This window comes from Dyadobacter endophyticus (genome assembly GCF_014641595.1).
In the GTDB taxonomy this organism is placed as follows: Bacteria; Bacteroidota; Bacteroidia; order Cytophagales; family Spirosomataceae; genus Dyadobacter; species Dyadobacter endophyticus.
This window is the reverse complement of sequence record NZ_BMIA01000001.1, coordinates 409,250-426,143: the sequence shown is the minus strand read 5'-3', so window position 1 is coordinate 426,143 and position 16,894 is coordinate 409,250. Positions and strand designations below refer to the sequence as shown.

10 protein-coding genes are annotated in these 16,894 nt (G+C 52.0%); all 10 read left to right on the top strand.

Features of this window, described 5'->3' with window-relative positions; all coding sequences use genetic code 11:
* Positions 1-461: 461 nt before the first annotated feature.
* Complete coding sequence (locus IEY24_RS32925; RefSeq protein WP_262892314.1) at positions 462-590, top strand: hypothetical protein; 129 nt, start codon at positions 462-464, stop codon at positions 588-590.
* Positions 591-721: 131 nt separating this feature from the next.
* Positions 722-1,609, top strand: a complete 888-nt coding sequence (locus tag IEY24_RS01765; RefSeq protein WP_188928073.1) for a tail fiber domain-containing protein — start codon at positions 722-724, stop codon at positions 1,607-1,609.
* Positions 1,610-1,673: 64 nt separating this feature from the next.
* Positions 1,674-2,315, top strand: coding sequence for a hypothetical protein (locus IEY24_RS01760; protein WP_188928071.1), 642 nt, complete (start codon positions 1,674-1,676; stop codon positions 2,313-2,315).
* 84 nt (positions 2,316-2,399) lie between these two features.
* The gene (locus tag IEY24_RS01755; protein WP_188928070.1) at positions 2,400-3,725 is read left to right on the top strand and encodes a T9SS type A sorting domain-containing protein; all 1,326 of its coding nucleotides are present in this window, start codon (positions 2,400-2,402) and stop codon (positions 3,723-3,725) included.
* A gap of 88 nt (positions 3,726-3,813) precedes the next feature.
* Positions 3,814-4,539 carry a hypothetical protein gene (locus tag IEY24_RS01750; RefSeq protein WP_188928068.1) on the top strand — a complete coding sequence of 242 codons (726 nt, stop codon included), beginning with the start codon at positions 3,814-3,816 and terminating at the stop codon, positions 4,537-4,539.
* Positions 4,540-4,679: 140 nt separating this feature from the next.
* Positions 4,680-5,375, top strand: coding sequence for a C1q-like domain-containing protein (locus IEY24_RS01745; RefSeq protein WP_188928066.1), 696 nt, complete (start codon positions 4,680-4,682; stop codon positions 5,373-5,375).
* Between the two features lie 122 nt (positions 5,376-5,497).
* Positions 5,498-6,823, top strand: a complete 1,326-nt coding sequence (locus tag IEY24_RS01740; protein ID WP_188928064.1) for a T9SS type A sorting domain-containing protein — start codon at positions 5,498-5,500, stop codon at positions 6,821-6,823.
* A 104-nt stretch (positions 6,824-6,927) separates the two neighbouring features.
* Positions 6,928-7,551 carry a response regulator transcription factor gene (locus IEY24_RS01735; protein WP_188928062.1) on the top strand — a complete coding sequence of 208 codons (624 nt, stop codon included), beginning with the start codon at positions 6,928-6,930 and terminating at the stop codon, positions 7,549-7,551.
* A 41-nt stretch (positions 7,552-7,592) separates the two neighbouring features.
* Positions 7,593-8,222 carry a response regulator gene (locus IEY24_RS01730; protein ID WP_229221180.1) on the top strand — a complete coding sequence of 210 codons (630 nt, stop codon included), beginning with the start codon at positions 7,593-7,595 and terminating at the stop codon, positions 8,220-8,222.
* A gap of 101 nt (positions 8,223-8,323) precedes the next feature.
* On the top strand, positions 8,324-16,774 hold the full coding sequence (locus tag IEY24_RS01725; RefSeq protein WP_188928060.1) for a T9SS type A sorting domain-containing protein: 8,451 nt from the start codon (positions 8,324-8,326) through the stop codon (positions 16,772-16,774).
* The last annotated feature ends 120 nt before the right edge of the window (positions 16,775-16,894 follow it).

The following is a 16,894-nucleotide window of genomic DNA, read 5'->3' as shown; positions in this document are numbered from 1 at the left end:
AATAAGAAGCCGGGTTGGTTACTGCCCAACTTCATCAAAGGTAGCGCAACACAATTGCGAATCTGGCAGTGATTGTAACGCGAATGGCTCGATTTAAGCTTCGTAAGCCTTCAACACGGATATAACCACTCCTCCGGGCCGTTGGCTGCCCGGCCGCCCCTCATTCAATAATCGAAGTTTACCCTTAGTGGTAACGTGCGCTTACAACCCAAAATCAGGAGCATTATTTGTCGTATAAATACTACAATTGTCGATCTATTTCTTAGTCAGTTTCGTAGATGTCGATAGGCAGATTTGAACTACTCTATCTATGTTTGCTTCCAGAAGTAACATCCACAAGCGGGCGTTGCTTACCTGACACCCCACTTTAATTCCGATTCGACAGATCAAGCCGAATTTTCTTATACGCGGAGGATTTCGAATAGATAACACGTGAATAGTTAATCCAAAACACTAATTCTATGACAACACGTATACTATTTTCTACACTAATAGCTGGTTTACTGCTGCACGGGCCTGCTACCTATCCTCAGTTCAAGATCGGGTCAAACGCAACGACGATCGATCCCAGCCTGCATCATGCAGACTGACGGAAAACCCACCGGTCCCCCCATCTGGACCGCCACCTTCGGACGTGCATACATGATCTTTACCAAGATCGATTAACGGGTCCATCAATACGGTTCTCATTCATTGTCAAATTAAAACATAACGATTCCCTATGAAAACAAGACGACTGTTATCCGTCATTTCTTTTGTCGCCGTTGTAGCGGCTTCGAATGGCTCCTTTGCGCAGGTAAAAATTGGGGCGAATCCCACCACGATAAGTACGGGAGCGCATCTGGATGTGGAATCCAGTAGTAACACGCATACGGTGGTATTGCAATCCGGGGCTGTTGGTATTAACACCGCACTGCCGCAAGCCTGGCTGGATATCCGGGGAACTACCAAGATCCTCTCACAAACCGGCGAACAAACCGGAACCATCTGGACTGGAACATCCAATATAGACGGTGTGGAGATCAGCGCCGGCGCTGGCGATTGTTGGGTTGGTATCCAGCGTAGAGGCGGCGCCCCGCTCCACCTTTCCAAGCCTTCGGGTACCATTGAAAATTCGTTCGCTATTTTTAGTGTAGATGGCGTTCCGGGTGGTGTTGGCGCAATCACATACAACGGCGCGGGTGGGGTAATTTACGGTACTACTTCGGACAAGCGTCTGAAGGAAAACATCCACGCTACGAAATTTGGACTGGAAGCGCTGAAAGCAGTCAAAGTGTACGATTACAACTACAAAGCCGATTCCAAAAAAACGCTGGCCACAGGGGTACTGGCTCAGGAGCTGCATCAAATATATCCGCAGGCCGTCAGCGTGGGTAGCGACGATGAGAAGATTAAGCCTTGGCAGGTCGATTACAGCAAGCTCGTTCCCATGCTGGTGAAATCGGTGCAAGAGCTTAGCCAGGAGGTAGAATCGCTAAAAAACGAAAGAGCCCAGCTACGTGCCGAGTTAAAACGCAAGGAAGCCTCTGACACGGACCTCAACAACCGTATATCCCGAATGGAACAGATACTAAGCAGTGGCGAAAATACAAAATCCGTAAGCCGGTAAGACGCCGGAACACCGGACCTAACGACAGTTTCACATAAACGCTATAAAACATCTCTGTAACCACATGAAAACACAAAACCTACTATTTGCAGCAGCAATGCTTTTGGGCTCATCCGCCGCATTTGCCCAGGTGAAGATCGGAACCAACCCGACCACTATCGAGCCTAACTCCAACCTGGAAGTGGAAGCGTCTACTCCCGGACGTAAGACGAAAGTCGACAAAACAACAGGCCAGGTAACCATTACCGATGGTACAGAGGGCGCGGGGAAAGTTTTGACTTCGGATGCGGTCGGTGGAACGGCCTGGCAATATCCTTTGTCGGGGGCGATGGTCAATGGTACGCTTGGGAATCAGATCACAGTTGCAACTGGTGCTGGAACGCAAACCTATTCAGGTGCAAGCATCACTCTTCCTAGAGCAGGTACCTACATGGTTACCGCCAGGTGGATGACGCCAACCGCTGCCACAACTTATCCGGCCGGGAATCAAGCTTTTATTAACACCGCTTTGTCAACCAGTTCTTCAACTTACCTTGAAGCCGGCATTGCAACAGAATGGGTAGTTATTGCGTCTAGCGCTCACCATACAACGCCATCATTCCGGGTTACTGTGGCCGGGCCTCAGACACTCTATTTTTGGTTTTACACGGGCTATTTTACCGGTACCGTCCAATTTCTTGAAACCTACGCTATAGGGCCGTTCTAATATCCTCGCTTAGCTGATCGCGGATTGAAAGCTAATAGCTTTCAAACACAAACATCAATCTCAAAGCATTAAACAGACTTGGCAATGAATCAAAACTATACCATTTCATCCAAAAAAGGATGGATTAGCATGGCAGTGTCCTCGGCATTGCTTCTAGTCGGGCATTTTGCCCAGGCCCAGGAAGGCAGCCAGGGGAACACCACCATCTTCGGAGGCGCCCAGATGACCTTTTTCAGCAACCATAACTTCATCACCGGAGGCGGAGGCGCACAGCCAGGCGTAATCCTGACCGAACGCGCAGCAGGTAATTTCGGCGTGCTCAACTTCGCCGGCGACAACCTCACCTCCACAGGTGCTTCCGATGCGGGTTACGTGGACGGGTACGTGCGCAAATACGGCGCGGGCGCATTCGTCTTTCCTGTCGGCGACAACGGTTTTGTTGGCCAGTTTGCAGCTTCGGCAGATGGCGTTATGGGTGCTTACTTTCACGCCGATGCCAACACTGCCGTTACCAGCAACCTTTTTACAGGATCCGATTATGCTGCCCTTCCCAGCGGAGGCCCTTTTGCAACCAGCAGTATGGGAACTAATGTCGATATCGTCAGTACGGTCGAATACTGGGATATCGATGGGGCAAATGCAACGCCGCTGACATTGACCTGGGACACAGGAAGCGCCATAGCCTCTTTGACAGGCAGTAACCTTGCCAAACTCACGATCGTCGGATGGAACGGGACGCAATGGGTAGCCATTCCCTCCAAAGTGGATGTTACCTCGGTATTGGGCGGCAGCAGCGACCTCTCTGCCGGTTCTATCACAACGAGCTCACCACTGGCGCCGGATACCTACACCGCCTATACGTTTGCATCGCTGATTCTGCCGTTGCCAGTCACTTTAACCAAATTCACAGCAGCTGCGGAAAGCAGGACTGTGGTGCTCAACTGGTCGACAACCGAGGAAACCAACAGCGACCGTTTTGATATCGAACGCAGCAGCAACGGAAAGCAATGGAGCCGGATCGCCTCGGTGGCTTCGCAGGGAGACAGCAGAGTGCTCGTCAATTACTCCCACGTGGACGCGAGCCCGCTGGCAGGCCAGAATCTTTACAGGCTTAGAATGGTCGATTTAGATAATACGTTTGCGTATAGCCAAATACGTGAGGTCTCATTTCAAAGTGAAAAAGGTATAGCGCCTTATCCGAACCCAGTTGTGGACAAAATCCTGATCCGGGACCATGAGCTGGTCAAGCAAATAGATATCGTGAACACGAGCGGTGTAAAGGTGATCAAAAACCAGCAGCCGTCTTCCGCCGGAATTGATGTAACGACGCTCCCCCAAGGCATTTACATCATGACTATGACCCTGTTTGACGGCACTATCAACACACACAAAATAGCCGTTACCAGGTAATGACGGGAATGCGCTCCGGGCGGCAAAATCGCCGCCCGGATTTCGCATTCATTATTATCAAACTACTTCTATTGAAACAAAATCGATTATGAAAACAACTACTTTATTTTCAGCATTCGTATTGGCTCTGGGGCTTGCTGCATCATCGCTTTCCTTCGCACAGGTTAAGATTGGAAGCAATCCTACGACAATTGACCCAAATAACAACCTGGAAGTAGAAGCTTCCACTCCCGGAAGAAAAACGGCTATCAACAAAACAACCGGGCAGGTGACCATCACGGACGGAACACAGGCAGCCGGAAAAGTATTTACCTCCGATGCAAATGGGGGTGGAAGCTGGCAAACCAGCGGGGCCGGATGTGCCAGCTTTGATGCGAAGGGGGATAATACAACCACACCAGTAGTCAATACCGGCGAGTATACGCCTGTTACCCTGATAGCCAATAATATTGTTTACTCGGCATCCGGCGCTTATAACAACGCAACCGGGGAGTATACCATCCCTGCGGATGGATTCTACCTCTTCCACGGGTCTGTGGGTACCTATAATGTTTCTATCGGAACTACCGGCAGCAGAAATACCTCCATAGATTTAGTTTCAGCTTCCAAGGGTCTTTTAAGCCATACTGTTTCGCCCGAATTAGTATATGGGGTCGGCGCCTGGCAGGATGTAACATCTGCCAATTATTTTACAGCGGGCGACAAGGTCACGTTTCAAATAAATTCTGATCACGTCAGCGGGGTCAAGCCTGATTCGGTTACAACTGCCGCGATTTTTTTCTCGGGCACCCGCATCGACTGTAATAAAAACTGAATTGATCCCATGGAGATTATTGCTATTTCCATTGTCACGCAACAAAAGCTACGATGCCTGAGGGCCAGTATTTCCCTGCTCGCTCAATAGCAATTCTCAAAATCATCTGATCATATATTTTGACAAAAAACAAATCGATTATGAAAACAGCTCGACTAGCTTCTGCTTTTCTCGTCACTATGATGCTGGGCGTATCGTCTATCAGCTTTGGACAGGTTAAAATCGGCAGCAACCCTACAACGATTTCTCCAAATGCCAATTTGGAAGTTGAAGCTTCAACGTCAGGCCGCAAAATGATGGTTGACAAGACAACCGGACAGGTCACCATTCAGGATGGTACAGAAGGTCAAGGGAAGATTTTCACCTCTGATGCTGTCGGTGGTGGAAGCTGGCAAAGTGTATCTCTTACCGCGTTTGCTGCTTCACAGGGTGGTCGAGAAAACTTTCCACAGTCACCCAATGCGGGCCAGCTCGGAACGATTACATTCCCCGGAGAAACGACTGATCCTACCAACTCATTTACTCCTTCTACCGGAACTTTTATAACACCCGCTGCAGGTCACTATGTGTTATTCGGTTCAACACAATTTGATAACTCCGCACTCCCCGGAGTCCCTAATTTGGACCGGACATGTTTACATCTTTATGTTAATAATACTTCTGTCACGCAAGGATGTTCATTTCCATCCGCGGTTTTCTCATCCACTTCCATCTCAAATCTCGTGAGATTGAATGCTGGCGATACAGTAACGCTACGAGCCGGTGCAGGGGTTTCCTCTGGTGCTACCTTTGCCGTCGCTGTATCAACCTTTTATGCTTACAAAATCTCGAATTGACCTGTTGATCAGCTAATCATCCGAGCCTTGGAATATTGGGAGAGAAGTATCCATAGCAGGAAATTTCCATTGCAACGCACTGGGTAACTAGTATCCCCAGATACCATTAAATAGACGGACCAATGAAACAAAACTATACCATCTCATCCAAAAAAGGATGGATTAGCATGGCAGTGTCTTCGGCATTGCTTCTAGTCGGGCATTTTGCCCAGGCCCAGGAAGGCAGCCAGGGGAACACCACCATCTTCGGTGGTGCCCAGATGACCTTTTTCAGCAACCATAACTTCATCACCGGAGGCGGAGGCGCACAGCCGGGCGTAATTCTGACCGAACGCGCAGCAGGTAATTTCGGCGTGCTCAACTTCGCCGGCGACAACCTCACTTCCACAGGTGCTTCCGATGCGGGTTACGTGGACGGGTACGTGCGCAAATACGGCGCGGGCGCATTCGTCTTTCCTGTCGGCGACAACGGTTTTGTTGGCCAGTTTGCTGCTTCGGCCGATGGCGTTATGGGCGCTTACTTTCACGCCGATGCCAACACTGCCGTTACCAGCAACCTTTTTACAGGATCCAACTATACAGCCCTTCCCAGCGGAGGCCCCTTTGCTACCAGCAGCATGGGAACTAATGTCGATGTCGTCAGTACGGTCGAATACTGGGATATCGATGGGGCAAATGCAACGCCGCTGACATTGACCTGGGGCACAGGAAGCGCCATAGCCTCTTTGACAGGCAGTAACCTTGCCAAACTCACGATCGTCGGATGGAACGGGACGCAATGGGTAGCCATTCCCTCCAAAGTGGATGTTACCTCGGTATTGGGCGGCAGCAGCGACCTCTCTGCCGGTTCTATCACAACGAGCTCACCACTGGCGCCGGATACCTACACCGCCTATACGTTTGCATCGCTGATTCTGCCGTTGCCAGTCACTTTAACCAAATTCACAGCAGCTGCGGAAAGCAGGACTGTGGTGCTCAACTGGTCGACAACCGAGGAAACCAACAGCGACCGTTTTGATATCGAACGCAGCAGCAACGGAAAGCAATGGAGCCGGATCGCCTCGGTGGCTTCGCAGGGAGACAGCAGAGTGCTCGTCAATTATTCCCACGTGGACGCGAGTCCGCTGGCAGGCCAGAATCTTTACAGGCTTAGAATGGTCGATTTAGATAATACGTTTGCGTATAGCCAAATACGTGAGGTCTCATTTCAAAGTGAAAAAGGTATAGCGCCTTATCCGAACCCAGCCGTGGACAAAATCCTGATCCGGGACCATGAGCTGGTCAAGCAAATAGATATCGTGAATACGAGCGGTGTAAAGGTGATCAAAAACCAGCAGCCGTCTTCCGCCGGAATTGATGTAACAATGCTCCCCCAAGGCATTTACATCATGACTATGACCCTGTTTGACGGCACTATCAACACACACAAAATAGCCGTTACCAGGTAATGACGGGAATGCGCTCCGGGTGGCAAAATCGCCACCCGGATTTCGCATTCATTCTCGTACGCAGATTACGCAAGCACCATTTACATGAATAACCCTACCAAACCATGACGATATTAATCGTTACCGATAACCATTTATTTTCCATCGCGATACGTGCGGTCATCAAACGTGAAGACCCCGAAAGCCTCATTGATGAAACCGATTCTCTGCGAAATGCCAATGAATATTCAGCCAGGCAAAAGTTCCGGGCTATGATACTGGATGCAGGCACCTCAGACGCAAAGGATATATCACTGCTGGGCGTATTCAGAAAACAGAATCCCGAAACAGCCATTCTGGTTAACCTGGGCGAGCAGACCCAATTTATGTACCGCTTTATCCGGGCGGGAGTAGCAGCGCTTTTTTCAAATAAGGCTTTGCCGGAAGAAATCAATGAGGGGCTCAGAAGGGCAGAAAAGAATGTCAGGTTCGTCAGTTCCGATATTCAGCAGCAGCTACTGTCACATATTGTCGAAAAACCACTTAACCAGAAATTGACCAAAAGAGAAGAAGTAATGGCCGATTTGCTGGTGATCAACAAGTCGCACCAGGAGATCGCAATCATCACCGGAACAAGTCCCAAAAGCGTGGGCTACTATAAGCGTAAAATCTTCCGCAAACTCGAAGTTGACAACATCGTTGAACTGGCCATCAAGCTTAACCGGGTTTTGCTTAACAAGAGACAATAACAGCCAACCATTTCTCAGCACCCTAATCAGCACATTTCCAAATGATGAAAATTCTATTGATTGAAGACTACTTGTTGGTCCGCATGAGTCAGAAGATTGTGCTTAACGAACTGTATCGTGAGGCAACAATCACGGAAGTCGACAGTTTTGAGGCTGGAATATCGCATATCCAAAGGTCGCAGTTTGATCTGGTTATCCTGGATATCGACATCCCGGGAGAAAAACGCAGGTCGACGATCGAACGCATTAGGCAAATACAACCTGGCACTATCATACTCATATGTTTGGCCGCAGATGAACAAACGCACGCCCTGGAATACATCACTGCCGGGGCGAACGGCTACTTGTCTAAATCAGCCAAAAAAGAGGAAATGGTTAGTGCGATCGCTACGGTCCTGAAAAACGGACGGTATGTGAGCCTGGCGGTCCAAGAGCGATTGCTGGAAGCCGTTACCGCAAACAACCGATCCGCAAAACGCGTGAAAAAAGCTAACGGGCTATCCGGTCGTGAGAAGGAAGTGATGGACAGGCTGATAGAAGGCCAGTGGGTTAAAGAAATCGCATTGAGTTTAAACCTCCGCGCAAATACGGTCAGCACCTATAAAGCCAGAATATTCGAAAAACTGGGCGTATCAAGTGTCATCGAGCTGGCAAAGAAAGTCGAGCGCTAACGCACAACCCTGAAAGTCGTTCATCCTAATCCGCTGTTGCCTATGATAAAATAAAAATGCACGTTCAAAAGGCTCTTTTCACGAACCAAACTCTACATTAAATGAAGAAACAATTATTTATCAAGTTCGTTGTACCCACCGTCACGCGGTTGGTGAATCGAACACGAATGGCTGGCTTCCCCGGGCTGGCCATTTTATGCTGCTTTTTGATACTCTGGCTTAATTCCGTTCCCGCGAAAGCGCAGGATGTAGGCCAGGTCTGGATCGCAGAAGCCGGCCTTGTTACACCGGCAGCACAAGCCATTCCGCAAGGCGGCATTACGGACGCGGCCGGAAATACCTATATGATCGGGCGTTCCGTCGAAACAGTTGATTTCGATCCGGGCCCCGGCGTAAGCCCCTTGACCGTAGGCACTTCCGGCCAATATGCTTATATCCAGAAGCTGGATAAAAACAAAAACCTGGTATGGGTCAAACAGATCAGCGCTACAGTTTTGGTCAGCACTTCCGCCATCGCGGTTGATGCGTCCGGAAATCTGGTTATCACCGGGTCCTTCAGAGGAACCGCCGACTTCAACCCCGGCAGTGGCGTGGCAGAACTTTCGACCAGAGTGACAAGCGGCACGGAAACGTTTGTACTTAAGCTCGACAGTAACGGGAATTATTCCTGGGCTATCCGGTTAGCGGACGTTTCCGTAGAGGTAACGATCACTGGCGCTGGGAATGACATCAAGACCGACGGCGCAGGAAATATTTATGTTGCTGGTAACTTTGCCAATACGGTCGACTTCAACCCGGGCGCCGGTGTGTCCGCGTTGACATCCGCGGGTGGATGGACAGATTCATATGTCTTAAAATTGGCTTCGGATGGCACATTTATATGGGCCAGGCGAATGGGTGGCCCAACTAGCGACAATGGATCTACTCTGGATGTTGATGGCAATGGTAACGTATTTGTCGGAGGAACTGTGTTCTCACCTGCTGGAGTTTCCGATTTTGGGCCCTTTACTATTCCTGCAACGACCACCCAAACGGGCTTTGTCACCAAGCTGGACGGCGCCGGAACATTTCAGTGGGTCAAGACGATTGCCAATACCAGCTCCAGCTCGGTGAGCGAGATCGAGGCAGACAATGCCGGAAACATCTATATCGGCGGAAACGCGGGAGGAACTATGGACCTGGACCCGGGTCCGGGTACCACCGACATCCCAGCAGCCGGTTTCATCACCAAATGGGATGGAAGCGGGAATTACGTCTGGGGAATGTTTCAGGGTAATGTTGTTGGAGACATTACGCTCGACAATGCCGGAAACCTGTTGGCCACTGGTCGCTATTCAAATGCGGCCGCGCTCCTGGATCGCGACTGGGATCCGGGCGCAGGGGTTGTTAAGGTGACCAATCGGGGCTCTTTCATCGCCAGCACAGACATTTTTGTAAGCAAATACACCACCGATGCGGGTTTCGTATGGATCAAAACAGCGGGAGGGGCAGCCGCTACCTTAGCCCTTGATGACGGGCTATCCGTTGGTGTTGACGCTGCGGGCGATATCTATGCGGCCGGGACTTATTTGACTGACGCCCAATTCGGCCCTTGCCACTATGCAGTCACGCCGACGGCGAACGTAAATATTCGCTCCCAGTATGTTTGGAAGCTTTCAGCACAGCCCATTCCTAACCTTCAGTTCGCTACAACTACGCTTTCGCCGGCCAGTCAGCAGGCCTGTATCCTGGGTATTCCACAGGTGATCAATGCCAGTCCGGCAACGATTACTGCTCCGGCCGGGTACAGCACGACGATGCTTTACCAATGGCAAATTGCTGAAAGCGCGACAGGGCCGTGGACCGACATGCCCGGTGAGGTCTTCAAGGATTTACAGCCACTGGCCAGAAATACCTCGGCTTACTACCGCCGGATCGTGAAGGTCAACGACGGCTTTTGCGGTTTCAAAACAGTAGACAGCTCCGGGGTGGCATCGGTGATCATCGGTACCGATGTATCGCCTATTGCCAATGCCGACGGGCCTCAGTGGTTTGTCTGCGGGCCCGGCTCGAATACGGTACAGCTCGCAGGTACCGCTTCCGGCGGGACGCCTTCCTACACCTATGCGTGGTATGAAGGCAGCACCAGCAACGGTACACCGCTCGCTTCTACCGGCACTTGGACTACACCGGGCATTACCGAAGCAACGACCTACACATTACAGGTAACCGATGCTGTAGGCTGCGTGGATATCGATCAGGTTACAATCGTTCCCGCTATCGCCAATGCAGGCACCGACAAGGCGATCTGCCAGGGGGCCGGTGGCGTTCAGATCGGCGCGCCACCCGTTTCGAGCCCTTCGGTTTCATATGTTTGGACAAGGATTTCCGGTGACCCGATTTCATCACTAAGCTGTACCACCTGTGCGCAGCCCATTGCTAACCCAACAACCGCGACCGTATACCGGTTGACAGTGACGGTGCAGCAAAAGAGCGGAACAACTTGTGTTACGACAGATGACATCACCGTAACCCCGGTGACAGCCCCAAATAGCACATTGGCGTTTGCAGGCACGGACAAGACGATTTGTAAGAATACCTCTGTCACCCTGGGCGGCACCGCGGACGCTACATTTGCCTATACCTGGACATCGGGTCAGTATCTTTCCGCTTCGCAGGTGGCCAATCCCGTGTTCAATGCCGGAACCGCAGCCGTGGCTGGTGGGACGATCAATTATACGGTATCTGCCATTAAAGGAGGATGCTCCTTCACCGACGAAGTGAAAGTATCAGTGCTGAACAACCGCATCACTAACCAGGATGAAACTGTTTGCGGACCTCTTTGGAGCAGACACATGGATGAACAAAATGCGGCAGGCGCAACCTATACGTGGAGCGTCGTGTCCGGAGACGGTTCGATTCTGCAAACCGCCAACGCGGGCCAGGATGCTTACCTGAAAAGCAACAGCGGTGTAACCGTCTTCCGCCGCACAGTCACCCTGAATGGCGTGACCTGCTCGGCTGACGTGTCGGTGCAGCCGTGCACAGGTACGGGAGGCTGTGATTTTGAAATACTCACACTTTCAGGCCAGGCTTGTCCGAAAGTATTCGGCGCAGTGGCCCTGAAACTGGGTACCAGCATCGCTGACCCATCCAACTACAACTTCTCATGGAGCCCTGCCAACCTGGTTGACAATGCAAGTGCACCGACGGTAACCATTACCTCCACCGCGCAAGCGACGATCACCGTCACGATTACCAACAAATTTGATGGGTCTATCTCCTGCCAGAAATCAATTGTGATCAACCCTCCGGGATGGTCATTACCGGTATTCACAGCGGAAGACAAATACACTTGTCCGGGAACGGCCATTCAAATCGGCAGCACGGCGGTGGCAGGCTTTACTTACCTGTGGGATCCCGCTACCGGGTTGAGCAGCAGCACGGCTTCCAACCCGACCGCAACCGTCAATGGTACAACCCAGTTCCGTGTGGCTATTACTGAAACCGCTTCCGGCTGCCGCAACCGCGACACCCTGATGGTGAATGTATCCGCACCGGTTGCCGACGCAGGCAACGACCGTGCAGTTTGTAACGGCGCGACCGTGACCCTGGGCAGCCCCGGCCCCGCCGGTACCAACTGGACCTACGCATGGGAACCTTCCAATGCAGCATGGACCAATGGTACAGGCCCAACCGATGCCCAGCCACAGGTACAATTCGCAGCTGCGACGCCCCAAAGTTTTATTGTGACCGTTACTGACCCGTTGTCGGGCTGTATGGACAAGGATACGGTTGTACTACGCAACACCGTTACCACCGGCGAGTATGCAGGCGCAGCTATCACCACTTGCCAGGGAGAGCCTGCGCAGCTGGGACGATCGGCCGAGCCGTTGGCACAATACGAATGGTTTATGGCCGATGGCGTTACGCCCGCGATTGGGCTCAGCAGCACCACAGCTGCCAACCCGACTGTGCTCAACCCGACAGCAACGGCTACCTACGTGGTAAAAGTAAGTTATCCCGGATGTAGCACCCCGCTGACCGATCAGGTGACATTGACTGTCAATCCCGTAACCGGCCTGGATCTGGCCGACCAGAGCGTATGCCCTGCGGGTCCCATTGCGATAGGATACGGAGCAGCCGGAAACCCGGCGGCCCCTGCCGGTGCGACATACCTTTGGGTACCGGCAACCGGTTTGAGCAGCGCAACTGCGGCTAATCCGACTGCCACCGTGACCACAGAAACGATCTATTCGGTAACAGTGACCCTGCCTAGCGGTTGTGTGTTCACCGATCAGGTTAAAGTGAGCCCGTCGGCCAATGCTGGCAGCGACGCCACCTTGTGCCCTGGTGAATCCGCCGTAATCGGCACCCCTGCCATCGCAGGTGCGACCTATTCCTGGACAGGAGCGAGCATCGTAGGCGCCGCTAATGTGGCCCAGCCGACAGTGAAGCCGACCGTAACAACCACCTACACGGTTAGCGTTACTATAAATGGCTGTACTACGACCGATCAGGTAATAGTAACCGTCAATACGCCTAACAACTTTACCATCACGGGTAACACTGCGATTTGCGAAGGCGGCGTGGCAACCCTGGCGCTGGCCGGAGCCGCTCCTGCAAACAGTACCTGGCAATGGAGCCCTGTCGCTGGCGTAACCAGCCCGAACGCGACGTCTACTACGATCGCCGCTAGTTCTACCCAAACTTACCGCCTTACGCAGACTAACACGGTAACCGGTTGCAGCAACTATAAAGAGGTAGTCGTTGTAGTGAACGCGAACACCATCTCCGCTACCACAGGCGATGTGACATTGTGTGAAGGTACTTCGGCAAGCCTGCCTTTGAATGTAACCTCGTCGGGAAGTTACTCGTACGCATGGAGCCCGTCTATAGGCCTTTCCAATGCATTCATCGCCAACCCGACCGTCACTACCAGCTCGCCGAGAACTTACACAGTGACTGTGACCGATAATGCAAGTCAATGCCAGTTGGTGAAACAGGTCAATGTAGCTATCAATGCGCCTGAGGCATGTTTTGCACCGGTAACGCTGACAGGTAATGTATTCCACGATGCCAATGCTTTGAAAGATGTGACTGTCAACAGCACAGCCACCGACCCAGCTATCCCGACCGGTCTGTTTGTGACTTTGGTGGATAACACCGGTGCGGCTGTAAAAACAGTTCCTGTGAATGCAGATGGCACTTACGATTTCGGTGTAACCGCTCCCGGCGATTACAGCATCGTATTGCACCAGACTTCAACTGGTTCTACTACTCCAAGCCTTCCTGCGGGATGGGTGAACACGGGCGAGAACCTGGGCTCAGGCGTAGGTAGCGACGCGGGTGTGAATGGTATCCTTACCGGTGTAACCGTAGCGGGAACCAATGTAACCAATGCGAACTTCGGTATTCAGCTGCCACCGGTAACCACCGGCGGGACAGAGCCGACCCAGCCAAACCCTGGTGGTACGACGACCGTTGACCTGACCTCGCATTTCGGCTTGACTGATACTGATGGAACTGTTGCATCGATTACCTTCACGGAATTCCCCGAGGATGTTACGACGATCACCATCAATGGCACAACCTATGTGGCCCCGGGCACAACTCCGGGTGCTGGACAGCAGGTTTGGCCGGCTGGTAACCTAACGCTTCCTGCGACAGGCCTGTCTGTTGTTGTCGATCCTGTCGATGGCGGCGCGGTAGTAGAAATCCCGTTCTTTGTGACCGACAATGGCGGACTGGAAAGTAACGTCAGCACTGTAACCGCCGACTTCACTGTACCGGTTGTACAACTTTCCGGCAACGTCTTCCATGACGCCGATGCATTGACTGACAATACAGTCAATACAACCGGCTCGGTGACTACGATCCCGACTGGCCTTTTCGTATCGCTTATCGACAGCACTGGTGCTGTGGTAGCGACTGTTCCTGTGAATGCAGACGGTTCTTACGACTTCGGTGATGTAGAGCCAGGTACTTACAGCGTGGTATTGCATCAGACAGCGGCTGGCTCGACGACACCTAGCCTGCCTACCGGTTGGAATAACACGGGTGAACACCTGGGTGCCAATGCGGGAAGCGACGGAACAGTGAATGGTATTTTGCCAAACATCACAGTGACCACTACCGATGTGACCAATGCGAACTTTGGTGTGCAGCAGCCGCCGGTTACGACCGACGAGGCACTGCCTTCTTCGCCAAACCCTGGCGGCACGGTGACCGTGGATATCTCCGATGATTTCAACTTCACCGATCCGGATGGGACCGTACAGAGCATCACATTCACAGAATTCCCTGCAAATGTGACCACGGTAACCATCAATGGAACGACTTATGTGGCACCAGGCCAGACTCCCGGAGCCGGGCAGCAAGTATTCCCTGATTCGGGTGTAACTGTTCCCGTAACCGGTTTGGAAGTGCTCGTCGACCCGATCGATGGCAACCCGACTGTGGATGTACCGTTCACCGTGACTGACAACGGCGGTTTGGAAAGCAACGAAAGTTCGGTAACCAAACCGTTCACGACGCCAATTGTGAACTTGTCTGGTAACGTATTCCATGATGCCAATGCACTGACTGACAGCACAGTGAACACGACAAGCCCGATAACCATACCGGCCGGACTGTATGCGTCGCTTGTGGACTCTACTGGCACTGTGATAGCCACTGTTCCAATACAGGCTGACGGATCCTATGACTTTGGCAATGTTACTCCGGGTACTTATAGTGTGGTATTGCACCAGACTGCGGCCGGATCGGCTACGCCTTCGCTCCCATCGGGCTGGCTCAACACAGGTGAAAACCTGGGAACCGCTGCCGGTAACGACGGAACGGTCAATGGTGTGCTGACGGGCATAGAAGTGACAACAACGGATGTGACCAATGCCAATTTCGGGGTACAGGTCCCACCGGTTACGACAAATGCAGCAGTGCCTTCACAACCCAATCCGGGGGGTGTGGTAACGGTCGATATTTCGGACGAGTTTGATTTTACAGACGCTGACGGAACAGTCGAAACCATTACATTCACTGAATTCCCAGAGAATGTGACAACGGTGACCATCAATGGTGTTACCTATGTAGCTCCGGGTGAAACACCGGGTTCAGGGCAAACCGCATGGCCGGACTCATTAACGGTTCCGGTAACAGGTCTTTCTGTTTTGATTGACCCTATCGACGGCGCTGTGACCGCCTCTGTTCCTTTTGTAGTAACAGATAACGGTGGTGCGGTAAGCAATGAAAGCACGGTAACGGCTCCATTCACTGCACCGGCAGTTGGTCTTTCCGGCAATGTCTTCCACGATGCCAATGCATTGACCGACAGTACAGTCAACACCACCTCGGCCATTGCTATTCCTAGTGGATTGTATGTGACGCTCGTGGATAGCACCGGAAATGCGGTGGCGACCGTTCCTGTCAATGCAAATGGTTCTTACGACTTCGGTAATGTAGTGCCAGGTACTTACAGCGTGGTATTGCATCAGACAGCGGCCGGCTCGACGACACCTAGCCTGCCTACCGGTTGGAATAACACCGGTGAACACCTGGGCGCCAATGCGGGAAGCGACGGAACGGTGAATGGTATTTTGCCAAACATCACAGTGACCACTACCGATGTGACCAATGCAAACTTAGGTGTGCAGCAGCCGCCGGTAGCAGATCCGAAGGATTACCTGATCGATCAGCCGACTACCGATGCGATCATCCCGCTCAACGGGACGCATACCAGCACCGGTACAGGCACCACCACGCCTGCTCAGCTGACAGGTACCGACCCCGAGGATGGTACATTGAATGGTTCAGGCAGAGATCGCACCGTGGTGATCACAACCCTTCCTGACAATGGCGAGCTGTATTACAACGGTGTGCTGGTAACGGCGGGACAAGTGATCCCGAACTACAATCCTGACTCGCTGGCTATCAAGCTCACAGGCACGGGTTACACCAGCATCAAGTTTGAATATGCTTACGTGGATGAAGCCGGCGAGCAATCACCGCCTGCACCATACACGATCCGCTGGGAAAAACCGCTTCCTGTCACGCTGGTGTCCTTCACTGCAACCGCGCGTGAAAATACTGCTGAATTGAACTGGGTAACCTCCGAAGAAACCAATTCGGAACGTTTCGAGGTACAACGCAGCATTGACGGCAAGTCGTGGAAGGCCATCGGCAGCGTACAGGCGCAAGGCGAAAGCAAGGTGAGAAAGACCTACGTTTTTGTTGATCACAAACCGGAGGTTGGCGATAACCTCTTCCGCCTGAAAATGATCGATATCGATGGCACGTTTGCATTCAGCGCTATCAGAAGCGTTCGCTTTGAAAGCAAGCTGGAAAGCAGCATCTACCCTAACCCGGTTAGCAATGAGCTCACGCTCAAAGTTACCAGCTGGAAGCAGGTGAGAGCCATCCGGATCGACAACCTGGCAGGCTTGCAGGTTTACAGCTCAGGAGCGGCCTTATCAGGTAAGGTTGATGTAAGTAAGCTCGATGCGGGCGTGTATATTCTGCGCATCACACACACTGACGGATCTGTTCACACACACAAATTCGTCCATATTAAATAATAACTGGCAGATGCCCTTGTACTGAGGGCATCTGCTTTTCTATGAGAAGTCGGCAAAAACTGCGCCACCTGATTTAAAACAAAACCCGCAGGTCTCTGCGGGTTTTGTTTTAAAATAGCC